The organism is Agromyces sp. Y182, from assembly GCF_059445385.1.
Genome location: NZ_JCAIUF010000001.1, coordinates 926,599 through 946,479, shown reverse-complemented (window position 1 = coordinate 946,479; position 19,881 = coordinate 926,599). Strand labels below are relative to the sequence as shown.

The window sequence follows — 19,881 nt, the reverse complement described above, 5'->3', positions numbered from 1 at the left end:
GACATGGATGCAGCGATACCGCCCCTGACCGAGATGCCGTCGCCGAAGTACGTCTTGTCGGCCGACGGCATCCGCATCGCCACCTACCTCTGGGGTGACGACGATGCGCCGACGGTGCTGTGCGTGCACGGGTTCGCCTCGAGCTGCCGCGACAACTGGGTGAACACGGGGTGGGTGCGCGATCTCACGCGTGCCGGGTTCCGCGTGCTCGGCATCGACCAGCGCGGCCACGGGGCGAGCGCCAAGCCGCAGCAGGCATCCGCCTACGGCATGGACGCGTTCGTGAACGACATCGCGGTCGTGCTCGACACCTACCTGCTCGACACGGTGCTCTTCGCCGGCTATTCGCTCGGGGCGCGGGTCGGTTGGCAGGTTGCGGTGCAGCTGCCCCAACATGTCGAGCGTGCGGTGCTCGGCGGCATTCCCGACGGGCGCCCGCTCGCTCGGTTGCAGATTGAGCAGGCGCGCGCGTACGCCGAGCACGGCACGCCGGTCGAAGACCCGGTCACCCGCAACTACATCACGCTCGCCGAACGGGTCGCGGGCAACGACCTCGGGGCGCTCATCGCGCTCGCCGAGGGCATGCGCTTCGGCGACGCCGACCCCGACGTGGCGCATCCGCCGATGCAGCCGATCCTGTTCGCGACCGGCAGCGACGACGCGATCTTCGAGCAGTCGAAGCAACTGGCGGCGTCCACACCCGACGGCACCTTCGTCGAACTGCCCCGGCGTCACCACTTCAATGCACCGGGGTCACGCGTGTTCAAAAAGGCCGCGCTCGAATTCTTCACGCGTGCGGCGGCCGGTGCCTGAGCAGCGTGCCGATGCCGATGGAGCACACCCGATGCACGATGCGGCGAATCCGCGCGCGGACTAACGTGGAAACGTGTCCGCTCCTGCGACCGATGCACGCGCCACTCACGCCGACGGCGTCGAGCGCCTGCTCGAGAGCTACCAGGCGGTGCCGCCGGGGGCACCGGTACGACTCGCGAAGCGCACGTCGAATCTCTTCCGGTCGAGGGCGGCGACGGATGCCCCGGGCCTCGACACCTCGGGACTGACGCACGTCATCGCGGTCGACCCCGAAACGCGTACGGCCGACGTGGCGGGCATGTGCACCTACGAAGACCTCGTGGCCGCGACGCTGCCGCACGGACTGGCACCACTCGTCGTGCCGCAGCTGAAGACGATCACCCTCGGCGGAGCGGTGACGGGTCTCGGCATCGAGTCGACGTCGTTCCGCAACGGCCTGCCGCACGAGTCGGTGCTCGAAATGGACATCCTCACGGGCGGCGGAGAGGTGCTGACGGCGTCACCGCTCGAGCACGCCGAGCTGTTCCGCGCCTTCCCGAACTCATACGGCACGCTCGGCTACGCGGTGCGCCTGCGCATCGAACTCGAGCCGATCGAACCGTTCGTCGCGCTCACGCACCTGCGATTCCACGCCCTCGCCGAGCTCGTCGCGGCGATGGACCGCATCATCGAAACCGGTCGCCTCGACGGGGTTCCCGTCGACTACCTCGACGGCGTCGTGTTCAGCGCCGAGGAGAGCTACCTGTGCGTCGGCACGCAGACCGCGACATCCGGCCCCGTCAGCGACTACACCCGCCAGCAGATCTACTATCGCTCCATCCAGCACGACGACGGAGCGAAGCACGATCGCCTCACCGTTCACGACTACCTGTGGCGATGGGACGCCGACTGGTTCTGGTGCTCGCAGGCGTTCGGCGCGCAGCATCCGCTGATTCGCCCATTCTGGCCTCGGCGGTACCGGCGCAGCAGGTCGTACGCGAAGCTCATGCGCCTCGAACGACGATTCGACCTCGGCGATCGCCTCGAGAAACTCAAGGGGCGCCCAGCGCGCGAACGCGTGATCCAAGACGTCGAGGTACCGATCGGGCGCACCGTCGAGTTCTTGGAGTGGTTCCTCGCGAAGGTGCCGATCGAGCCGATCTGGCTGTGCCCGCTGCGGCTGCGGGGCGACCGCGACTGGCCGCTCTACCCGCTTCGACCGCAGCAGAGCTACGTCAACGTCGGCTTCTGGTCTACGGTGCCCGTCGGCTCCGTCGACGGGGAGACGAATCGCCTGATCGAGCGTGAGGTGAGCGCGCTCGACGGACACAAGTCGTTGTACTCCGACTCGTACTATTCGCCGGAAGAGTTCGACGAGCTCTACGGCGGCGATGACTATTCGGCCGTGAAGCGGCGGTACGACCCCGACTCACGTCTCCTCGATCTCTATGCGAAGGCGGTGCAACGACGATGACCACGACCAAAGGACAGGCGCCGGTGAAGCAGGCTGAAACGCCAGCGATATCGGATGCCGCGAACGCGCCGGACCCGTCGGCGAAGCTCACCCTCGCCGAGATCCTCGAGATCGTCGTCGCAGGTCGGCTCCCGCTGAGGTTCACCGCCTACGACGGGAGTTCGGCAGGGCCGCCCGACGCCGAACTCGGGCTCGAGCTGAAGACGCCGCGGGGCACGACGTATCTCGCGACCGGGCGCGGCGACCTCGGCCTCGCCCGCGCCTACATCGCGGGCGATCTCGAAGTGCACGGCGTGCACCCCGGCGACCCGTATGTGCTGCTCAAGGCGCTGGCCGACGAGCTGGTCTTCAAGCTTCCGCCACCGCGGATGATGGCCCGCATCGTCCGCTCCATCGGCGTCGAACACTTGCGGCCGATCGCGCCGCCGCCGCAAGAGGTGCCGCCCCGATGGCGACGTGTCGCCGAGGGGCTTCGGCACAGCAAGAGCCGCGATGCCGAGGCGATCCACCACCACTACGACGTGTCGAACACCTTCTACGAGTGGGTGCTCGGCCCCTCGATGACGTACACGTGCGCGTGCTATCCGCAGCCCGACGCATCGCTCGACGAGGCGCAAGAGAACAAGTACCGACTCGTGTTCGAGAAGCTGCGGCTGAAGCCGGGCGACCGGCTGCTCGACGTCGGCTGCGGGTGGGGCGGCATGGTGCGCTACGCCGCGCGGCGCGGAGTGCGGGCCACCGGAGTGACCCTGTCGCGAGAGCAGACGGCATGGGCGCAGCAGGCCATCGCCGCGGAGGGGCTCTCCGAGCTCGCCGAGGTTCGCTACGGCGACTACCGTGACATCGCCGAGACCGGCTTCGACGCGGTGTCGTCGATCGGGCTGCTCGAGCACATCGGCGTGCGCAACTACGCCTCGTACTTCGGCTTTCTGCAGTCGAGGCTGCGTGCCGGCGGGCTGCTGCTCAACCACTGCATCACTCGTCCTGACAACCAGTCCGAACCGTCGACCCGCGGCTTCATCGACAGGTACGTCTTCCCCGACGGCGAACTCACCGGCTCGGGCCGCATCATCACCGAGGCTCAGGATGTCGGCTTCGAGGTGTTGCACGAGGAGAACCTGCGCCCCCACTACGCGCTGACGCTGCGCGACTGGTGCGCCAACCTCGTCGCCCACTGGGACGAAGCTGTGGCCGAGGTCGGGCTGCCGACAGCGAAGGTGTGGGGCCTGTACATGGCCGGTTCCCGACTCGCCTTCGAGAGCGGCGGCATCCAGCTGCACCAGGTGCTCGCGGTCAACCCCGACGAGCGCGGCGGCAACGGCGATCTGCCGCTGCGACCGTGGTGGACTCCGTAGGGCTTCCGGACTGGCAGAGGAGCACAGTGTCGCTTCAACCCTGGAGCATCGAACGTTCGAGTCGGGTCGTCGACGACCGATGGATGAAGGTTCGGGCGGATTACTGTCGGAGGTCTACGGCGTTGCACCTCAGGCCTTGGACGAGAACGAAGAGATCGAGATCTCTCTCGTACCCCTGGATGATTTCTCGCCGACGCTGCTGCAGCAGTCGTTCCACCTGTCGAACGCGTTGCTCGCCGTCGAGCAGCTCAGACGTGACCTCGTGAGGGCGCGAGCGCCGGTCGTCGGCACTGAACAAGCGAAAGAGTTGGCGTGAAAAACGAGACCGGGACTCGAAGGTCGGGATGGGCTCAGCTCGGCTCAGCTCAGGGCCTCGTTCAGTTGATTCAGGATCCGCAGTGCGGCCCGCAGGTCGGACGGGTCGGGAGCGGGCAGGTTGTCGCGACGCGTCTGCTCGAAGAGCGCATCGCCGCGACGCACCAGCGCGGTGCCTTCAGCGGTGAGGCTCAGGATGTTCTCCCGCCGATTGTGCGCGCTGGTCTCCACGTTCATGAGCCCTGCCGCAACGGCTTGCTCGATCTGACGGCTGACCGTGCCCTTCGTGAGGCCGAGTCGATCGGCGATGGCCTGCTGGTTGAGCGGACCTGGATGCGCATCCACGACGCTCAGAACGAGGAACTGCGCCATCGTCACGTCGAGTTCCCGACGGAACAGCGCGTCGCCGCTTCGATCGAGTAGCCCCGCAACTCGACGGATGAGGTACGCGAGCTGCGCCTGCTCGTCGGGCAGATCCACCTTGTCCATGGCATGCATCCTATCGAATCGTTTGACAAGCGACCGTTGCCTGTGCAACGGTTGAGTGAGAAACCAACGATGTGGAAGAAGGCGCTCCCCATGCGGATCATGTTCGTTCTGGACCACCCGTACACGATCGAGTCCGCCGAAAACGTGCCGCATCGGCGCAGCTTCACGGCGGCCGTGGCGGAGGCAGCGATGCGCGGCGCACGCAGGGCCGGGCACGAGGTCGACCTCGTCGACCTGGCAGCCGACGGATTCGACCCCGTCATGAGCCGCGACGATCTCGTTGCCTGGCGCCTGAAGCAGGTCGTCGACCCAGTCGTCGCCGACTACCAGGAGCGGCTGATGTTGGCCGACCACCTGGTCTTCGCCTTCCCCGTGTGGTGGGAGGCGATGCCGGCGTCGACCAAAGGCTTTCTCGACCGAGTGCTGACCAAGGGGATCGTCTTCGAGGAACTCCCCGATGCGAAGGGGAATCCGTTCCGCAACCTGATGACCAGGCTGGGCGGCGTGACGGTGCTCTCGATCATGACCACTCCCGACAAGGCCTATCGCTGGTGGTACCGTGACCCCCTCACGAAGATCCTGTTCAAAGGGACCTTCGGAAAGATCGGCGTCAAGAACCTGCGCTGGGTCAACTACGCCTCGGTCACCGAGAATACCGCCGAGGAGCGTGAGCGCCTGCTGCAGCAGACAGAGGAACGGTTCGCGGCCCTGAGTCCCGTCGCCGATGCCGTTGGCGCGCTGTCACGCTGAGTCGCCGAGTCATCAGCGCCATCGCATCCGCTCGCTGATCGCTGAGTTCGCCCCTCGCTACGCCCGGTGCTCAGTCGGTGCTGCGGCCGTCGCGCTCGAGGCCGCCGCCGCGACGGCGGCCTCGAGGGCCACCCACGCGAGCATCGCGCACTTCACGCGCATGACGTACTTCGAGACGCCGTGGAAGGCGATCGCGTCGCCGAGCAGCTCTTCGTCGGGCTCGCCGGCGCCCTGCGAGCGCATCATCGAGCGGAACCCGTCGATGAGCTGCCGCACCCGGTCGAGGTCGGCGCCTGCCGCGAGCTCGGTCATGGCCGACGCCGAGGCCATCGAGATGCTGCATCCGTCGCCGGTCCAGCCGATCTCTTCGAGCACGGTACCGGATGCATCGAGGCGGATGCCGACGGTGATCTCATCGCCGCACGTGGGGTTGAGCTCGTGGTGGGTGGCGTTCGGCTCGGCCAGCTCGCCGTCGCCCAGCCGGCGCCGCGAGTGGTCGAGGATGAGCTCCTGATAGAGCCCCGACAGGTCGCTCATGCGCCCACCCCGAAGAATCCGGGCACCTCACCGAGCGCCGCGGCGAAGCGGTGGATCTCGTCGGTCGTCGTGTAGACGTAGGTGCTCGCACGAGTCGTCGCGCGCAGGCCGAGACGCCGATGCAGCGGCTGGGCGCAGTGGTGGCCGACACGCACGGCGATGCCCTGCGAATCGAGGAATTGGCCGACGTCGTGCGCGTGCACGCCTGGCACGTCGACGCTCGCCAAGGCCGCGCGCTCGATGCCGGGCGCCGGCCCGACGAGCCGCACGCCGGCGATCCGCGCCGTCTCCTCGACGAGAAGCTCGGCGAGCGACGTCTCGTGTGCGTGCACCCGCTGCATGCCGAGCGCGTCGAGGTAGCGCACCGCCTCGGCCAGCGCGACCGCCTGCGACACCGGCTGCGTGCCGGCCTCGAAGCGCTGCGGCGAGGGCAGGAAGGATGCCGACTCCATCGTCACGGTCGTGATCGTCGACCCGCCGGTGCGCGCCGGCGGCAGGGCGTCGAGCAGGTGCTCCCGGCCGTAGAGCACACCGATGCCGGTCGGGCCGAGCATCTTGTGACCCGAGAACGCAGCGAAGTCGACCCCGAGTTCGGCGAAGTCGGTCGGCCGGTGAGGCACCGACTGGCAGGCGTCGAGCAGCACGAGCGCACCGTGACGGTGGGCCAGCTCGACGACCTCGGCGACGGGGGCGACGAAGCCGGTCACGTTCGAGACATGCGCGAACGCGACGAGACGCGTGCGCGCACCGATGACGGATGCCGCATCGTCGATCGACCACGTGCCGTCGTCCGCGACCGGAATCCAGCGCAGTTTCGCCCCGGTCTTCGCAGCGAGTCGCTGCCACGGGATGAGGTCGGCGTGGTGCTCCGCCTCGGTGACCACGATCTCGTCGTCGACGCCGAGCGTGAAGATGTCGGCTTCGGGCCCGCCGAGGCCGGCCGCGGCATCCGCTATGCCGAGCGCGACCATATTGATCGCATCGGTCGCGTTCAGGGCCCACACGATCTCGCGCGGGCCTGCCCCAACGAACCGGGCGACCGTCTCGCGAGCCTCTTCGAACGCGGTCGTCGAGGTGCCGACGAGTGTGCTGGCGCCGCGGTGCACCGCGGCGTTGGAGTGCTCGAGGTAGCGGCGTTCGGCATCGAGCACCGCGAGCGGTCGCTGCGCGGTCGCGCCGGAGTCGAGATAGGCGAGCGGATGCCCGTTGAGCTCCTGCGCGAGGTAGGGGAAGTCCTGCCGGAGCTCCGTCGGCAGCAGACCGTCGATGGTCGTCGTTCGATCGAGGGTCATTGTTCCTCCCAGCATGCCGATGCGGGCGATCCACGCGGCGGCTACCTTCCAGTCTGACGCAGTTTCACTCGGTCATCGCCGCGCGGCGGTCGAACGGTCGATGCGGGGTGGGCTCGCACCGTCTCATCGGGATACCGTGGCCGTATGCCCCGGATCACGAATGAGCGCGGCGACGACGAGGTCGATCTGCTCATCGACGCGTGGTCGCGCCGATTGCCCGGCGTCGACCTGACTCCGCTCGATGTGATGTCGCGCCTGCGTCGCGTGGCGAACCGCCTCGGCCGACTGCGAGCCAGTGCCTTCAGCGGTGCGGGGCTCGCGGCGTGGGAGTTCGACGTCCTCGCCGCGCTTCGCCGCACCGAGCCCCCGCACGAGTTCAGCCCGGCGCAGCTGATCGAGGCGACCATGATCGGCAGCGCGGCGATGACGAACCGACTCGACAACCTCTCCCGGCGCGGTCTCGTCGAGCGACGGCCCAACCCGCGCGACGGGCGCAGCGTGCTCGTTCGCCTCACGCCCGACGGGGCGACGCGCGTGGATGATGCCATGCGGCTGCTCGCCGAGCGGGAGGCCGAGGAATTGCGCGGGCTCAGTCGTGAAGAGCAGGCGACCCTGGCCGCGCTGCTGCGACGCCTCGGGCACGAACGCGACTGAGGCGGGACCGCCGCGCTGCTCGTGACTGCCGGGCGGTTTCGTCGAGGCCGCGTCGATGCCCGCCTCGGCTGAGCCCCCGCCGGCCCGTCGTTCAGTACCGGTTCGACGAAGTCGGTGTACTCACCACCTCAGTTCGCCCGCTTCGTCCTGGAAGGTTCCGGTCGGGCCGTCCACGCGCAGGGTCGCCCACCGCGCGACGACCCGCGCGGTCTCCTCGACCGATCGACCGATGCCGAACGCAGCGGTCATGTCGGTGGCGGTGGTGCCGGGCTCGATGGCGTTGAACTTGATGCCTGGCTGCGCCTTCGCGTAGTGGACGGTGAGCATGGTCGCTGCGGTCTTGGACGCTGAGTACAGCGCGAGCGGCAGCTGGAATTCGGGCCGTTCTGGGTTGGTGACCGCCCAGAACGATCCAGCACTGCTCGAGATGGTGACGACGTTCGGGTTCGACGAGCGGCGGAGCAGGGGCAGGGCGGCCTCCGTGACACGCACGATGCCCACTGCGTTCGTGTCGAACGAGCGCAGGGCAGACGGGCCGTCGAGTGCGGTGTCCAGCACACCGGCGTTGTGCACGAGGACGTCGAGGTGCCCCTCCGCCGCGTCGATCACCGCCAGCGCACTCGACACGGATGCATCGTCGGTGACGTCGAGTTGTACGAAACGTGCTCCGAGCGTTGCCGCGGCGCGCTCGCCTCGTTCGGCATCACGAGCGCCGAGGTAAACGGTGTGACCCATCTCCAGCAGCTGCTTCGCGGTCTCGAAGCCGATGCCTCTGTTGGCCCCTGTGATCAATGCGACGGTCATGTCTGTCCTCTCGAATGGTGCGGGCCCGAAGAGCCCCTTCCGGCAGCGTAGAAGCGGCCGTGGCGCTCACCCAGAGCCCCCTCGAGACCGGGGCCTGGCAGGGCCCTCCCTCCGGCCACCAGGCCGACCTAGAGTTGTCGCATGGACAAGTCGGTGAACGCTCTCGGGGTATTCCTTCGAGCACGACGCGAGCTGGTGACACCGCAGCTGGTCGGTATCCCCGACGGTGGTGCACGGCGGGTGCCGGGGCTGCGGCGGGAGGAAGTCGCCATGCTCGCGGGCATCAGCGCGGACTACTATCTGCGGTTGGAACGCGGCCGCGACCGCAACCCATCCCCGCAAGTGCTCGAATCGATCGCCCGCGTTCTCCACCTCGACGACGACCACTTCGCTCACCTCCTCACCCTCGTCGCAGAGATTCCTCGGCAGCGCAGACGCCGACCCCGCAAGCAGACTGCGCCACCGGGCGCCCTGAAGCTGCTGGCGGCTCTCGCCCAACCCGCGTTCATCGAGGACCGCTACTTCGACGTCCTGGCTTCCAACCCGCTGGCCCGCGCAGTCGACCCCCGCCTGGCCGTCGGCGGCAACCAGCTGCGGGACATGTTCCTCGACCCAGCAGGCCAAGCGCTGTACCCGGAGTGGGCGAACGTCACGGAATGCCTCATCGCCAACCTCCGGCAGGCCGTCGGGAACGACGTCGACGACCCCCGCTTCATCGAACTCACCGGCGAGCTCACGCTGGCAAGCCCTCGGTTCCGCCAGCTTTGGGCACGACACGAAGTGCGGGGACAGACCGGAGGCATCATGCAGTTCGACCACCCGCAGGTCGGCGAACTGACCCTCAACCGAGAGCGAATGAGCATCGCCGGTGCCGACGGGCTGATGCTCGTCGTATTCCACCCGGATCTCGGATCCAGCGATGCGGACAAGCTGGCTCTCCTCGCTTCTGCAGCTCTGCCCACCCCAGTGATCCCGCACGAGATCAGGAAGAGCGTGGGCGGTCAGTACCGTTGAGCAATGACGATCGATTTCGCCGTGCGTCGCGCCGAACCGGCCGACGCACCGAGCATGGCGAAAGTTCATGTGGAGACCTGGCGCGAAACGTACCGGGGCGTGATGAGCGACGCCGTGCTCGACGACCCCGGCCTCTTGAGCTGGCGCGAGAGATTCTGGGCTGCGGCCCTGACCGATCCGCGGTACGGCCAGAACACGACAGCCGTTGCTTCGCATGAAGGCGAGCTGATCGGCATTGCGATGTCGGGCCCCTCGCTCGACGGCGCCGACGGGCCGCAGCAGTTGTACGTCCTCTACGTTTATGCCGCGTTCCACGGGTCTGGGGTGGGCTCGGCGCTCCTCGACGAAGTCATCGATCGCACCGCGCCAGCCTCCCTCTGGGTCGCCGACCCCAACCCGCGCGCGCAAACCTTCTACCGAAAGCACGGCTTCGTCGCCGACGGGGCGGTCAAGGCCGAAGACGACGTGCAGGCGATTCGGATGGTGCGAGCGAACGGCGCGACCGACGCCCGTTGAGGTGCCGGCTTGCGGGCACTCCGGGGCACAACCCGGATCGAGCCCGCTCATTCGGGTCGACGGCAGCCGTCGTACACTGGGCGAGTGCGCGACGTGGCAGCTCAGACGGGTTCTGGCGCCGTGAATCGATCGCGCGAGGTTCTCCGTCTCCCAGCCTTCGCTCTCTTCTGGAGCGCCACGACGATCCGTGCTTTCGGCGGCACGATCGCCGCGGTCGCCTTCCAGGTTCTGATCGTCACGGTTCTGAACGCCACGCCGGTCGAGATCAGCATCCTGAGTGCGCTCGGCGTCGTCCCGTATCTCTTCTTCGGCTTGATCGTCGGCGCGCTCATGGACCGATGGCGACGCCAACGGGCTCTCGTCGTCACGAGCGTCGGACGCGCGATCGTTCTCGGGTCGATCCCCGTGCTCCTCCTCACCGACGCACTCACCTTCTGGTCGCTCGCAACCGTCATCCTGATGCTCGGCACCCTGACGCTCTTCGCGGACTCCGCCGCCCAACCGTTCCTTCCCCACATCGTTCCGCGAAGCTCACTCGTGATGGCCAACGCGAGGCTCGGACAGAGCGAGACCGTCGCCGGCACGGCCGGCCCTGCGCTCGGGGGAGCTCTGCTCAACCTGCTCGGTGCGCCGATCCTCTTCGCCTTCGACGCGGTGCTCAACGCAGTGTCGGCGGTGCTCCAGTCCCGCATCAACGTCGAGGAGACTGCACCACCCCGCCGCACTCGAGGACACCACATCGGGCACGACATCGTCGAAGGAATGCGCTACACCTATCGGCACCGGACCCTCCGTCCGCTCGCGCTCTCCATCCACGTCTGGTTCCTCGCGAACAGCATCGTGTCGACCGTGTTCGCAGTGTTCGTCTTGCGGGAGCTGGAACTTTCACCCTGGGCATTCGGCGTCGCACTCGCATTCGGGGGAGTCGGCGGCTTTCTCGGTGCCCTCTTCGCGCCTCGTATCGGCGTGAGACTCGGCGCGGGGCGAGCGATCCTCCTGGGTCGCGCGCTCGTCATCGTGCCCTGGCTCGTGCTCGCCGTCATGCCGATCGATGCCTCGAGCGACCTCGGCGTGCTCTTGCCCGTCATCTCAGCTGCGCAATTCGTCTACGGCCTTTCGATGGGCATCGAGGATGCGAATGACACCGGCTACCGGCAGGCCGTTGCACCCGACGCGATACAGGGCCGAATGAACTCGACCATTCGAACAGTGAACCGAGTCGTCTTCTTCTTCGGCGCATTGCTGACGGGACTTCTCGCCACCTTCCTGGGCTACCAACTGACGATCGGAGTCGCGGCGATCATCTTCGCAGTCGCGGCCCTGGTCGTCGCCTTCTCGCCGCTGCGCAGTGCTCGTCATGAGGATGCCGCGGATATGCGTTCCTGAGGCTGGAGCGTCTGACGGCCTCAGATTTTGGTGAGTCGGCGCAGCGCCCGGATATGGGACGCGTATGCCGCGCGGCCTTCTTTCGTGAGGGCGAGCCAGGTTCGGAGGCGGCCGTCTTCGGCGAGCCTGTAGACGTCCACGTACCCGGCCTCCCGCAAGGTCGACACATGTTTGCTCAGCGAGGAGTCGCTGATGTGGAGCGAGTCGCGGACAGCGGCGAATTCGGCTTCCGCCACCTCGGACAAGAACGCACAGATCGCGAGACGCCAAGTGGGATGGATGATCTCGTTCAGTTCGAACGGTAGCGCGCGAGCTGCCATTTCGCAGGTCTATCGGCGCGTACGTGTTGGGCGTTCGGAGAGCCACCCGGCGATGACGATCATGCAGAAGATCAGGGCACCCACCGGCCAGGCCACCCACGTCAGGTGGTGGGCGTGGACAAGGTACAGCCCGGTGAACAGGGCGGCGGCGGCGAGGATCCCCGACGCGATCTCAGAGCTGATCGCACGCCAACGCCGGAACTCTGCCTGACGCGGACCCAGCACGCGGCGGCGCACCACCTCGAGAAGTCGCATCAGCACGACCATGACGAGCATTGCGAGGCCGGGCCATATCTCGCGCGTGAGCAGCAGTGTGACACATGTCAGCCCCAGCACGACACCTTGGGCCGGGTAGAACCACCAGGGCGACCGCAAGCGTTCGACCGCTGCACGCCGTGCTCCGCCGGCGATCGCCAGCGACTCCGCGGCCGTCGGTGCGTTTTCCATGTTGGAAAGTCAACCCTCCGATTGCTCGAAAGTCAACGTCTCAGCGCAGGACTGAGGGCGAGTCTTCGTAGCGGGTGGCGATCGCGGCGGCGCGGTCGTGCAGGGCGGTGCGCAACGACTGCGGGGCGAGGGCTTCCGCGTCCGTGCTGAGCTGCCACAGTGCCCATTCGGCGTGTCTCAAGTCTTGGAAGGTCACCTCCAGCCGTAGGCGGCCATCTGCGTCGGATGCCTCGGTGAAGACGGTCAGGGCGGTGCCCACCAGTTCCTCTCGACGCGCGGGGTCTACGCTGACCAGCGCTGTGACGTGGTCGCCACCCGTGCGGAACCGTGTGCTGCGCTCCTGCCAGACCTGGTGCAGATCGACCTTGTCCGGCCGCTGTGCGGGTTCGGCGAGTTCCTCGGCGGCCAAGATGCGGGACAGCCGGTATGTGCGATCCGCGCCCGAGGTCGTGGCGAGCAGGTATCCCTTCTCGCGCACGGTGACGAGGCCGATCGGGTCAACCGTGCGCCACTTCGGAGTGCGGTCCGCCGCCGCGTAGTGGATGCGCAGCCGGTGCCCGGCGAGCACTGCCCGTCGGACCTCGCTCATAATCGTGTCGGGGATCTGGTCGGCGTCGAGCCGGCGTGAGAGCAGATCGGCCTCGGGGTCGACGAGCAACCGCTGGGCAGCGTCGCTCGCGGTGGCCAGGTGGCCGTCGGGCATGGCGTCGACCACCTTGCGCACAGCCGAAGCCAGCGCCGAGCCGAGGCCGAAGACCTGCTCGCCGCGCCGCGATGCGGCGGTCAGCACGGCGAGTGCCTCGTCGTGGTTCAGCCCGGTGAGCTCGGTACGGAACCCGGGCAGCAGGGTGAACCCGCCGTGCCGGCCACGGTCGGCGTAGACCGGCACGCCGGCTGCCGACAGCGCCTCGATGTCGCGCAGCACGGTGCGGGTGGAGATCTCGAGCTCGCGGGCCAGCGTGGTCGCAGACAACCGACCACGCTGTCGCAGCAGGAGCACGAGCGAGACCAGGCGATCGGCGCGCATGCGGAAAGACTATCGAATACATGACACAAGGTGTCGTGATTTGTTGGAAGGCTCGTGAGTACGGCGTCGAAGATGGCGGCTGCAGAGCCGGCGGGCGGGCGTATCCGATGAATCGAATGGAGCTGATGTGGCAATGGAACGAACGGCAGTGAACCCGGTGACGTGGTCGGTGGAGATGGGATTCAACCAGGGGGAGATCGTCTCCGGGCACACCCGAACCCTGTACATCTCGGGGCAGACCGCGATGAGCGGTGACGGCGCGCCTCAGCATGACGGCGACATGGCGGCACAGCTCGCCCTGAGCCTCGACAACCTGGAGGCCGTGCTCGGCGCGGCCGGCATGTCCCTCGCGAACCTCGTGCGGCTCAACGTCTACACGACCGACGTCGATCTGCTCTTCCAGCACTACGGGGCACTGGCGTCGCGATTGGGTGCCGCGCGGGTGGCGCCGACCACCACGATGCTCGGGGTGACACGGCTGGCGGTGCCCGGCCAGATGGTCGAACTCGAGGGCACCGCCGTGGCGTGATGCCTACGCGCTCCTGATGCTTCTCGTGCCGGCCCAACCGGCACGAGGAGCGGGGCGGATGGTGATGCACGTCTTCTCTCTGGCAGATCCACGCCGCGTCGGGACCGGCTGGGTGCAGCTCGACCTCGCCGAACCCGCCGCGATTTCGACCGTGGTCCTCGAATGGCCTAACGCCGTGCTACGCGGCGGTGGTGGGCAGCGGCTCGATGCTGACGACGGGTTGGGCGCGCATGCCCTGCAGCAGCAGAGCGGCGAGTCGACGGGCCTCGACTCGCGCCCGCTCGGGATCGAGTGCGGAGAGGTGAGGTGTTGCCGTCGCGGCCAAGACGAGTCGGAGATCGCCGACGGTCAGGTCTGGACGCACCGCACCGTCACGGTGCGCTCGCTCCATCAGTCGAGCCAGGGCGCGCACGCTCTGGGCGCGTTCCACGGCGAAGACTCTCCCGGTCGTTGCCGATCCCAGCAATGCGGCAATGAAGCCCCGGTCCTGTACCTGTCGGGTGCAGACCTCGTGGACGACCGTGGTGATTCCTCGCCATGCGTCTGAATCCCTCGCGGCATCCGCGACCGCTTCCGTACACTCGCGGACCTGATCGGCAAGGGCCGCGACGATGAGGTCTTCCCGGGTCGGAAAGTGGCGGTAGAGCGTAGCGGCTCCGAGCGCAGAACGCCGGGCCAGTTCGCGCATCGTCACGTCGAGCCCCTCGGCAGCGAACGTCTCGCGCGCCACCGTCAGGATGTGAGAACGATTGTGCCGGGCGTCGGAACGAGGCTTCCGAGTCAAAGTGCTGTCCACCCGTCTCAGTACAGCACGAAAACGAACGCCGTGTTCCACATCAGCGTTAGGTTCCAGGTGCGGTGCAGTCGCGCCCGATCCAATATCTGAGAGGACGACCCCATGTTCGCTGTGCAGTACTCCACCTTCGGTTCGCCGGACGTCTTGACCATCGGGACTGCCGCGGAGCCGCACGCGGGCCCGGGTCAGGTGCGTATCGCCGTCCGGACGGCGGGGGTGGCTCCGACAGACACGCTGCTGCGCGCCGGCCAGCTGCGGCCACCGTTGACGTGGCCGCACATCCCCGGAGTCGACGCAGCAGGAGTCGTGGACGAGGTCGGCGAGGGGGTCACTGTTGTCGAATCCGGAGACGAGGTCTTCGGAACCGTGGACCTGACGTTGCTGGGCGGCGCCTCCGCGGAGTACGCGGTGCTCCAGTTCTGGGCGCGCAGACCCGCAGCGCTCACGTGGGAACAGGCTGCCGTACTCGGTACGAGTGCAGAGACGGCGACCCGGGCGCTCGACCTGCTCGATGTCCACGACGGAACGACCTTGCTCGTCGACGGTGCCGCCGGCGGTGTGGGCAGCATCGTCGTTCAGCTCGCGATCGCCCGAGGCGCCCAAGTGATCGGAACCGGATCGGCTCACAATCACGACTTCCTCCGTGGGATCGGAGCACTTCCCACCACCTACGGCCCCGGCTTGCGCGACCGGGTGGCGAAGCTCGCTCCGAACGGCGTCGATGCGGCCTTGGATGTCGCGGGGCGAGGATCGCTTTCGGATCTGGTGGCCATCACCGACGATCCGGACCGTGTCGTGACCATCGCCGACTTCTCGGCGAAAGAGCACGGCGTCCACTTGTCGTACACCGGCTCGGGTGACCCCGACGGACGCCGCGGACTCGCCGTCGCGGCCGACCTCGCCGACACCGGCCGGCTGCACGTTCCCGTTCGCGCCGCGTTCGCCCTCGATGATGCTGCCCGAGCCCACGAACTCGCCGCATCGGGCCATGGCCGCGGCAAGGTCGTACTTCAGATCAGCGGGCAGCCATGACCGATCCTCATGGGCTGCGCCCTCGTCGCCCCCGGCGTCGACGGCGTCGATCGCGTCCAGGATGTCGGAGGTGAGTGCGGTGTCGTCCGCGGCGAGTTGGCTGTGCAAGTGGTCCATGGTGCGGGGGCCGATGATCGCGCTCGTCACGGCCGGGTGCAACCTCTGCATCGGCGCGGGTTCGCATTCCCGCTGCAATGCACGGCGGATGGTCGAACTCCTCATCGCGGGGCTGCGCCCCGAATCGAGCTGATCGGCGGTCAGCTCTTCTTCAGTTCCTCGGCGAGCATCACGAGGATGCCGCTGGGACCGTGGAGGTACGTGAGCTTGTAGATGTCTTGATACGTCGCCACGCCGCGAAGCGGATGGCAGCCGTGCCTCGCGGCTATCTCGAGGGCTTCGTCGATGTCGTCGACTGAGAAGGCGACGCGGTGCATGCCGATCTCGTTGGGACGAGTGGGCTCCGTCTCGATCGCTTCGGGGTGGATGTACTCGAAGAGCTCGATGCGACCATGACCGTCTGGCGTCTGGAGCATCGCGATGTTGGCGTGGTTGCCATCGAGACCGACGGCAGTGTCGGTCCACTCGCCACTGACCGTGTCACGGCCGACGACCGTGAGACCGAGATCGGTGAAGAAGGAGATCGTCGCTTCGAGGTCGCGAACAGCGATGCCGACGTTCTCAAGTCTGATGGCCATGCATTGCATGCTACCGAGCCGGCCCGGAATCTTGGGTGCTCAAGTCAAGCCGGCCCGGCGGGTGAACCAACGGGAATACGGTCAGTCTGCTGGCGGCCCAGACGAGGGCGCCGGCTGCGAGCACGGCGCCGAGGAGCCCGACGACGTGTGCGGTGAGCGAGGGGAGTCCTCGTTCAGGAAGGAGGAACCCGTACGGGACCCATCCGTCGGTTGCGCCGCGAACGAGGACGACTCCCACCCAGAGCAACGGGTATGGGAGGACGAGCCAGAGTTGCCGCCAGGGAAGACGCGGGCGGTCTCCGACGAGCATCCAGTCGAGGGCGACTGCGGCGGGGAACACCATGTGCAGGATGACGCTCACCCAGAGTGGTGCGGACCCGGTGCCGGGAACGAGGACGTTGTAGACGACCGCGACGATGAGCAGGCACGCGGTGGCGATTCCTCGCAGGGTGGACAGCCATCTCGGAACGTGTCGTCCGAGCAGGGAGACCGCGCCCGTGATGATCAGCACGACGCTCGTGAGCACGGTGGTCAGGTTGGTGAAGTATCCGAAGTAGTCGAAGGGGTTGTTGTCACCGATTGAAATCCGCAGACCGTAGGCATAACTGAGAACCGCAATGCACAGCACACCTTCGACAACCCGGACCACTGCGACCGCGGTGGCGGGGGCCGGGCGGCGCTGGGTCATGCCGGTCAGCCTAGTCAGCCCCGATATGGGCACGACCGTCTGGGGCAGGGGAACCCGCGAACTCGGCCCGGCTCTGCCGGATCGGCTCGCTGTGCTCGTCCATCCACTCGGCGAAGTCCTTCACGGAGTCGACGAAGCCCAGGCCGAGTAGGGTCAGCGCGTACTCGACCCTCGGCGGCGACTCCGCATACGCGGTTCGGGAGACGAAGCCCTCGCGTTCGAGGCCGCGAAGGGTTCGCGTGAGCATTCGATGCGATACACCGGGCATGGCGGCGAGCAATTGCGTGAACCGGTGAGCGCCCGTGGTCAATCGCGCGACCGTGAGCAGCGACCACTTGTCGCCGACGAGGGTCAGCAGTTCCCGGGTCTGCCGCGCGTTCTGCTCATTGGCGCAGACGCCGAGCGAGTGTTCCGCATTCATGTGCGTTTGTTCCCTTCATGTTCCCGAGGCACTTCGAAGTGCGTATGCGATCAACGGCATATACCGCATCGACCAGATGTTGGCGGAAGAGACAACACGTGACGGCTGCGGGCTGTTCCCGTTGCCGGCACACCACGAAACGGAGAGAACATGACCATACGTATCGCAATCATCGTCGGCTCGACCAGGCCGGGCCGCCAGGGGGAGCAGGTCGGCCGTTGGGTGCTCGAGCGCGCTCGAGCGCGAACGGACGCCGAATACGAACTCGTCGACCTGATCGATCACGAGCTGCCGCACCTCGATGAGGCAATTCCCGCGTCCGCGGGGCAATACGGGCAGGAGCACACCCGCCGGTGGTCGGCCCTCATCGACGGGTTCGACGGCTTCGTCTTCGTCACCCCCGAGTACAACCACTCGACGAGCGGTGTGCTGAAGAACGCGATCGACTACCTCTACCAGGAGTGGAACAACAAAGCGGCCGGTTTCGTCGGCTACGGCGTCGTCGGAGCCGCCCGCGCAGTCGAGCACCTCCGGCTCATCGCCGCCGAACTGCAGCTGGCGACGGTGCGCTCGCAGGTCGCGCTGGGCTTCTATACCGATTTCAAGGACTTCACCGTGCTCGAGCCCGAGCAGCGGCAGGCCGACGCGCTCGACACTCTGTTCGATCAGTTGGTCGACTGGTCGGGTGCGCTCGCAGAACTTCGTGCTCGCCAGGCGGTCGACGCGACGGCAGCCGTCGACGCGGCTGACGCGGCTGAAGCGACTGAATCGGCGGCATGAGTTGTGCGGGCCGCAACGGGTGAACCGGCGTGGCCCGCACCTCGAAGTCGCGCCTCGGGCTCCGGCCGCGATCGGTTCGCGCCCCCCGAGCCCGTGCTCGTCACCAGGTGGAGACGTACTCCGAGACGGCGTCGGGCAGCCGGCCGCGCACGACGGGCACGCCTCGCTGCACTGCCTGGCCGATGCGGTCCCGCAGAGCGTCGGACTCGACCCGGTAGTCGACGAAGTCGGCATCGATCGCGTAGACGCCGATCGGCAGGGTGAGCGCCTGGAAAAAGGAGAACAGCGGACGGAACTGGTGCTCGATGATGAGGGCGTGCCGGTCGCTGCCCCCGGTCGCGGCGAGTTGCACCGGCTTGTCGATGAGCGAATACTGCCCCGCGAAGTCGAACACGTGCTTGAAGAGCCCGGTGAAGCTCGCACGGTAGACCGGGCTCGCGACGATGAGAAGCGTCGCCGACTCGATGCGCCGAATCGCCTCTTCGGCGATGGGGCTCAGCTCGGCGCGGGTGAGCGCGCCCGAGAACTCGCGCCCGATCTCGCTGAGTTCGATCAGGTGAGTCTCGACCTCGACGTGGCCGGCGAGCGCGGTCGTGAATGCGTCGAGGATCTCTTGTGTCAGCGCGGTGGTCTTCGACGGCGAATGCAGGCTGCCGGAGACGGCGACGATCGAAACTGAAGCGGTCATGTCACGACGGTAGGTTCCCCGGCCGCCGCGCACGACCTCGCGCGACGCGTGGGGTAAGACGGCGCAACACGACGCCATGCGACCTCGAAGGCGACCGTGTGAAACGGTCATCGAGCGTCGTACCAGCGCAGCACTCGCAAGGCGCGGAGGGTGTTCCACCGACTGGGCTCGCCCTGCGGTGCGTCGACGGCGAAGTGCACCTCACCGTGCCAGGGCGCGCCGGCCGGCCAGCGTCCGTCGTCGCCGCGCCCGGCGAGGAGCAACTCGATCGCGTCGGCGATGCGGGGGTCGGGCGGGTCGTCCGTGATGCGGAAGTAGTCGAGCGAGCGCAGCACGTCGTAGAGCCAGTAGGGCGGGAACATGAAGTTCGCATACCGGGGGCGCACGATCTCGCCCGTCGAGCGGCGACGGAAGAGGTTTCGCTCGAGCAGGTATTCCTCACCACGGCGACGGGCGTTCGCGACGTCGGCCGGGGCATCCGGCACCGCCTGTTCGTAGGCGAGCAGTCCCTCGAGCACGCAGAGTGTCGAGTCGAACGACGACCGGTCCGACTCTTCGCGCGGTTCGCAGTTCCACCCGCCGTCTGCGAGCTGCTCGCTCAGCAGCAGCGCGAGTATGCGGTCGCTCCCCACGCCGAGCTCGCCGAAGTATGTGCCCAGGGCGAGCACACCGCCGTTGATGCACTCCTCGACTTCGCCGTGGAAGTACGGCAGCTCGTCCCAGTTTCTCCAGACCACCCCGTCGCGCACGCGCGCCACGGCCGAGCGAGTCTGCGGGGCATCCGGATCGATGCCGAATCGGCGCAGCAGGTGCAGGGTCCAGGTGACGCTCGTGCGCTCACCGTTCGGGCCGTATTCGTCGCCGCCCCAGTAGCCGTCGTCGGGCTGCAGAGCGAGGAGCCTCGCGCCCCAGCCTTCGGTCGTGATGCGCGAGCGCTCCTCGGCCGTCGCACCCGGCGGTGCGTCGAGCAGGTCTCGCATGACCTGCCAGCGGATCGCTGGATCGGAGTCGAGCAGCCACTGTGTGACATCCATGCGCCCATGCTGTCGAACTTCGCGCGGCGCGGCCAGCGACGGAAAC

At 67.5% G+C, this 19,881-nt stretch carries 25 protein-coding genes; 12 read left to right on the top strand and 13 right to left on the bottom strand.

Going from position 1 to position 19,881, the window contains the following annotated elements; all coding sequences use genetic code 11:
• The first annotated feature begins 3 nt into the window (after positions 1-3).
• The 4 genes from AC1C2R_RS04360 (at position 4) to AC1C2R_RS04345 (ending at position 3,937) form a co-directional block, all read left to right on the top strand.
• Positions 4-813 (top strand): alpha/beta fold hydrolase, encoded by an 810-nt coding sequence (locus AC1C2R_RS04360; RefSeq protein WP_495351318.1) that lies wholly within the window; start codon positions 4-6, stop codon positions 811-813.
• A 73-nt stretch (positions 814-886) separates the two neighbouring features.
• The gene (locus AC1C2R_RS04355; RefSeq protein ID WP_495379103.1) at positions 887-2,266 is read left to right on the top strand and encodes an FAD-binding oxidoreductase; all 1,380 of its coding nucleotides are present in this window, start codon (positions 887-889) and stop codon (positions 2,264-2,266) included.
• Positions 2,263-3,621 carry a class I SAM-dependent methyltransferase gene (locus AC1C2R_RS04350; protein ID WP_495379102.1) on the top strand — a complete coding sequence of 453 codons (1,359 nt, stop codon included), beginning with the start codon at positions 2,263-2,265 and terminating at the stop codon, positions 3,619-3,621. The genes AC1C2R_RS04355 and AC1C2R_RS04350 overlap by 4 nt, the downstream gene beginning before the upstream one ends.
• Before the next feature lie 79 nt (positions 3,622-3,700).
• On the top strand, positions 3,701-3,937 hold the full coding sequence (locus AC1C2R_RS04345; RefSeq protein ID WP_495379101.1) for a hypothetical protein: 237 nt from the start codon (positions 3,701-3,703) through the stop codon (positions 3,935-3,937).
• 44 nt (positions 3,938-3,981) lie between these two features.
• Here the strand turns inward: AC1C2R_RS04345 and AC1C2R_RS04340 are convergent, their stop codons facing one another.
• Entirely contained in the window at positions 3,982-4,425 is a 444-nt protein-coding gene (locus tag AC1C2R_RS04340) for a MarR family winged helix-turn-helix transcriptional regulator (protein ID WP_495360891.1), read from the bottom strand.
• 3 nt (positions 4,426-4,428) lie between these two features.
• Between AC1C2R_RS04340 and AC1C2R_RS04335 the strand changes: the two genes are divergently transcribed.
• Complete coding sequence (locus AC1C2R_RS04335) at positions 4,429-5,175, top strand: NAD(P)H-dependent oxidoreductase (protein WP_495379100.1); 747 nt, start codon at positions 4,429-4,431, stop codon at positions 5,173-5,175.
• Positions 5,176-5,232: 57 nt separating this feature from the next.
• On the opposite strand, the gene sufU is transcribed toward AC1C2R_RS04335, so the two are convergent.
• Together sufU and AC1C2R_RS04325 are read right to left on the bottom strand one after the other, a co-directional pair.
• The gene (gene sufU, locus AC1C2R_RS04330) at positions 5,233-5,712 is read right to left on the bottom strand and encodes a Fe-S cluster assembly sulfur transfer protein SufU (protein WP_495379099.1); all 480 of its coding nucleotides are present in this window, start codon (positions 5,710-5,712) and stop codon (positions 5,233-5,235) included.
• A complete protein-coding gene (locus AC1C2R_RS04325; RefSeq protein ID WP_495379098.1) occupies positions 5,709-7,004 on the bottom strand; it encodes a SufS family cysteine desulfurase in 1,296 nt (431 codons plus the stop codon). Before AC1C2R_RS04325 ends, sufU begins: the two co-directional genes overlap by 4 nt.
• 144 nt (positions 7,005-7,148) lie before the next feature.
• Between AC1C2R_RS04325 and AC1C2R_RS04320 the strand changes: the two genes are divergently transcribed.
• Positions 7,149-7,658, top strand: coding sequence for a MarR family winged helix-turn-helix transcriptional regulator (locus tag AC1C2R_RS04320; protein WP_495379097.1), 510 nt, complete (start codon positions 7,149-7,151; stop codon positions 7,656-7,658).
• A gap of 120 nt (positions 7,659-7,778) precedes the next feature.
• Here the strand turns inward: AC1C2R_RS04320 and AC1C2R_RS04315 are convergent, their stop codons facing one another.
• Positions 7,779-8,462 carry an SDR family NAD(P)-dependent oxidoreductase gene (locus AC1C2R_RS04315; protein WP_495351310.1) on the bottom strand — a complete coding sequence of 228 codons (684 nt, stop codon included), beginning with the start codon at positions 8,460-8,462 and terminating at the stop codon, positions 7,779-7,781.
• Positions 8,463-8,603: 141 nt separating this feature from the next.
• On the opposite strand from AC1C2R_RS04315, the gene AC1C2R_RS04310 reads away from it, so the two are divergent.
• The 3 genes from AC1C2R_RS04310 to AC1C2R_RS04300 all read left to right on the top strand — a co-directional run bounded on the left by AC1C2R_RS04310 (position 8,604) and on the right by AC1C2R_RS04300 (position 11,378).
• Positions 8,604-9,476 (top strand): helix-turn-helix transcriptional regulator, encoded by an 873-nt coding sequence (locus AC1C2R_RS04310; RefSeq protein WP_495379096.1) that lies wholly within the window; start codon positions 8,604-8,606, stop codon positions 9,474-9,476.
• A gap of 3 nt (positions 9,477-9,479) precedes the next feature.
• Entirely contained in the window at positions 9,480-9,992 is a 513-nt protein-coding gene (locus AC1C2R_RS04305) for a GNAT family N-acetyltransferase (RefSeq protein ID WP_495351308.1), read from the top strand.
• Positions 9,993-10,076: 84 nt separating this feature from the next.
• A complete protein-coding gene (locus AC1C2R_RS04300; protein WP_495379095.1) occupies positions 10,077-11,378 on the top strand; it encodes an MFS transporter in 1,302 nt (433 codons plus the stop codon).
• Positions 11,379-11,398: 20 nt separating this feature from the next.
• Here the strand turns inward: AC1C2R_RS04300 and AC1C2R_RS04295 are convergent, their stop codons facing one another.
• The 3 genes from AC1C2R_RS04295 to AC1C2R_RS04285 are packed head-to-tail and all read right to left on the bottom strand — an operon-like array spanning position 11,399 to position 13,172.
• Positions 11,399-11,698, bottom strand: a complete 300-nt coding sequence (locus AC1C2R_RS04295) for a transcriptional regulator (RefSeq protein WP_495351306.1) — start codon at positions 11,696-11,698, stop codon at positions 11,399-11,401.
• 9 nt (positions 11,699-11,707) lie between these two features.
• Positions 11,708-12,145, bottom strand: a complete 438-nt coding sequence (locus tag AC1C2R_RS04290; RefSeq protein WP_495379094.1) for a hypothetical protein — start codon at positions 12,143-12,145, stop codon at positions 11,708-11,710.
• A 40-nt stretch (positions 12,146-12,185) separates the two neighbouring features.
• Complete coding sequence (locus tag AC1C2R_RS04285; RefSeq protein ID WP_495379093.1) at positions 12,186-13,172, bottom strand: helix-turn-helix transcriptional regulator; 987 nt, start codon at positions 13,170-13,172, stop codon at positions 12,186-12,188.
• Positions 13,173-13,305: 133 nt separating this feature from the next.
• Here AC1C2R_RS04285 and AC1C2R_RS04280 point away from each other — a divergent pair, with 133 nt between their 5' ends.
• Complete coding sequence (locus AC1C2R_RS04280) at positions 13,306-13,701, top strand: RidA family protein (RefSeq protein WP_495351304.1); 396 nt, start codon at positions 13,306-13,308, stop codon at positions 13,699-13,701.
• Positions 13,702-13,879: 178 nt separating this feature from the next.
• Here the strand turns inward: AC1C2R_RS04280 and AC1C2R_RS04275 are convergent, their stop codons facing one another.
• Positions 13,880-14,536, bottom strand: a complete 657-nt coding sequence (locus AC1C2R_RS04275; RefSeq protein ID WP_495379092.1) for a TetR/AcrR family transcriptional regulator — start codon at positions 14,534-14,536, stop codon at positions 13,880-13,882.
• Between the two features lie 63 nt (positions 14,537-14,599).
• On the opposite strand from AC1C2R_RS04275, the gene AC1C2R_RS04270 reads away from it, so the two are divergent.
• Positions 14,600-15,529 carry an NADP-dependent oxidoreductase gene (locus AC1C2R_RS04270; RefSeq protein WP_495351303.1) on the top strand — a complete coding sequence of 310 codons (930 nt, stop codon included), beginning with the start codon at positions 14,600-14,602 and terminating at the stop codon, positions 15,527-15,529.
• Positions 15,530-15,786: 257 nt separating this feature from the next.
• Here AC1C2R_RS04270 and AC1C2R_RS04265 read toward each other — a convergent pair whose 3' ends face one another.
• The 3 genes from AC1C2R_RS04265 to AC1C2R_RS04255 are packed head-to-tail and all read right to left on the bottom strand — an operon-like array spanning position 15,787 to position 17,333.
• Positions 15,787-16,224: a VOC family protein gene (locus AC1C2R_RS04265; RefSeq protein ID WP_495379091.1), complete on the bottom strand. Its 438-nt coding sequence runs from the start codon at positions 16,222-16,224 to the stop codon at positions 15,787-15,789.
• Positions 16,225-16,234: 10 nt separating this feature from the next.
• Complete coding sequence (locus AC1C2R_RS04260; RefSeq protein ID WP_495379090.1) at positions 16,235-16,912, bottom strand: Pr6Pr family membrane protein; 678 nt, start codon at positions 16,910-16,912, stop codon at positions 16,235-16,237.
• 10 nt (positions 16,913-16,922) lie between these two features.
• On the bottom strand, positions 16,923-17,333 hold the full coding sequence (locus AC1C2R_RS04255) for a winged helix-turn-helix transcriptional regulator (protein WP_495379089.1): 411 nt from the start codon (positions 17,331-17,333) through the stop codon (positions 16,923-16,925).
• A gap of 150 nt (positions 17,334-17,483) precedes the next feature.
• Between AC1C2R_RS04255 and AC1C2R_RS04250 the strand changes: the two genes are divergently transcribed.
• Positions 17,484-18,113 carry an NADPH-dependent FMN reductase gene (locus AC1C2R_RS04250; RefSeq protein ID WP_495379088.1) on the top strand — a complete coding sequence of 210 codons (630 nt, stop codon included), beginning with the start codon at positions 17,484-17,486 and terminating at the stop codon, positions 18,111-18,113.
• A gap of 100 nt (positions 18,114-18,213) precedes the next feature.
• Here AC1C2R_RS04250 and msuE read toward each other — a convergent pair whose 3' ends face one another.
• Together msuE and AC1C2R_RS04240 are read right to left on the bottom strand one after the other, a co-directional pair.
• Positions 18,214-18,801, bottom strand: a complete 588-nt coding sequence (gene msuE, locus AC1C2R_RS04245) for an FMN reductase (RefSeq protein ID WP_495379087.1) — start codon at positions 18,799-18,801, stop codon at positions 18,214-18,216.
• A 107-nt stretch (positions 18,802-18,908) separates the two neighbouring features.
• Entirely contained in the window at positions 18,909-19,835 is a 927-nt protein-coding gene (locus AC1C2R_RS04240; protein WP_495379086.1) for a prenyltransferase/squalene oxidase repeat-containing protein, read from the bottom strand.
• Positions 19,836-19,881: the final 46 nt, after the last annotated feature.

Excerpts from the sequence above, each read along its gene's own strand:
- AC1C2R_RS04360 (WP_495351318.1), top strand. The coding sequence starts at position 4 with ATGGATGCAGCGATACCGCCCCTGACCGAGATGCCGTCGCCGAAGTAC.
- AC1C2R_RS04350 (WP_495379102.1), top strand. The coding sequence starts at position 2,263 with ATGACCACGACCAAAGGACAGGCGCCGGTGAAGCAGGCTGAAACGCCA.
- AC1C2R_RS04345 (WP_495379101.1), top strand. The coding sequence starts at position 3,701 with ATGGATGAAGGTTCGGGCGGATTACTGTCGGAGGTCTACGGCGTTGCA.
- AC1C2R_RS04340 (WP_495360891.1), bottom strand. The coding sequence starts at position 4,425 with ATGGACAAGGTGGATCTGCCCGACGAGCAGGCGCAGCTCGCGTACCTC.
- AC1C2R_RS04335 (WP_495379100.1), top strand. The coding sequence starts at position 4,429 with ATGCATCCTATCGAATCGTTTGACAAGCGACCGTTGCCTGTGCAACGG.
- sufU (WP_495379099.1), bottom strand. The coding sequence starts at position 5,712 with ATGAGCGACCTGTCGGGGCTCTATCAGGAGCTCATCCTCGACCACTCG.
- AC1C2R_RS04325 (WP_495379098.1), bottom strand. The coding sequence starts at position 7,004 with ATGACCCTCGATCGAACGACGACCATCGACGGTCTGCTGCCGACGGAG.
- AC1C2R_RS04320 (WP_495379097.1), top strand. The coding sequence starts at position 7,149 with ATGCCCCGGATCACGAATGAGCGCGGCGACGACGAGGTCGATCTGCTC.
- AC1C2R_RS04315 (WP_495351310.1), bottom strand. The coding sequence starts at position 8,462 with ATGACCGTCGCATTGATCACAGGGGCCAACAGAGGCATCGGCTTCGAG.
- AC1C2R_RS04310 (WP_495379096.1), top strand. The coding sequence starts at position 8,604 with ATGGACAAGTCGGTGAACGCTCTCGGGGTATTCCTTCGAGCACGACGC.
- AC1C2R_RS04305 (WP_495351308.1), top strand. The coding sequence starts at position 9,480 with ATGACGATCGATTTCGCCGTGCGTCGCGCCGAACCGGCCGACGCACCG.
- AC1C2R_RS04295 (WP_495351306.1), bottom strand. The coding sequence starts at position 11,698 with ATGGCAGCTCGCGCGCTACCGTTCGAACTGAACGAGATCATCCATCCC.
- AC1C2R_RS04290 (WP_495379094.1), bottom strand. The coding sequence starts at position 12,145 with ATGGAAAACGCACCGACGGCCGCGGAGTCGCTGGCGATCGCCGGCGGA.
- AC1C2R_RS04285 (WP_495379093.1), bottom strand. The coding sequence starts at position 13,172 with ATGCGCGCCGATCGCCTGGTCTCGCTCGTGCTCCTGCTGCGACAGCGT.
- AC1C2R_RS04280 (WP_495351304.1), top strand. The coding sequence starts at position 13,306 with ATGGAACGAACGGCAGTGAACCCGGTGACGTGGTCGGTGGAGATGGGA.
- AC1C2R_RS04270 (WP_495351303.1), top strand. The coding sequence starts at position 14,600 with ATGTTCGCTGTGCAGTACTCCACCTTCGGTTCGCCGGACGTCTTGACC.
- AC1C2R_RS04265 (WP_495379091.1), bottom strand. The coding sequence starts at position 16,224 with ATGGCCATCAGACTTGAGAACGTCGGCATCGCTGTTCGCGACCTCGAA.
- AC1C2R_RS04260 (WP_495379090.1), bottom strand. The coding sequence starts at position 16,912 with ATGACCCAGCGCCGCCCGGCCCCCGCCACCGCGGTCGCAGTGGTCCGG.
- AC1C2R_RS04255 (WP_495379089.1), bottom strand. The coding sequence starts at position 17,333 with ATGAATGCGGAACACTCGCTCGGCGTCTGCGCCAATGAGCAGAACGCG.
- AC1C2R_RS04250 (WP_495379088.1), top strand. The coding sequence starts at position 17,484 with ATGACCATACGTATCGCAATCATCGTCGGCTCGACCAGGCCGGGCCGC.
- msuE (WP_495379087.1), bottom strand. The coding sequence starts at position 18,801 with ATGACCGCTTCAGTTTCGATCGTCGCCGTCTCCGGCAGCCTGCATTCG.
- AC1C2R_RS04240 (WP_495379086.1), bottom strand. The coding sequence starts at position 19,835 with ATGGATGTCACACAGTGGCTGCTCGACTCCGATCCAGCGATCCGCTGG.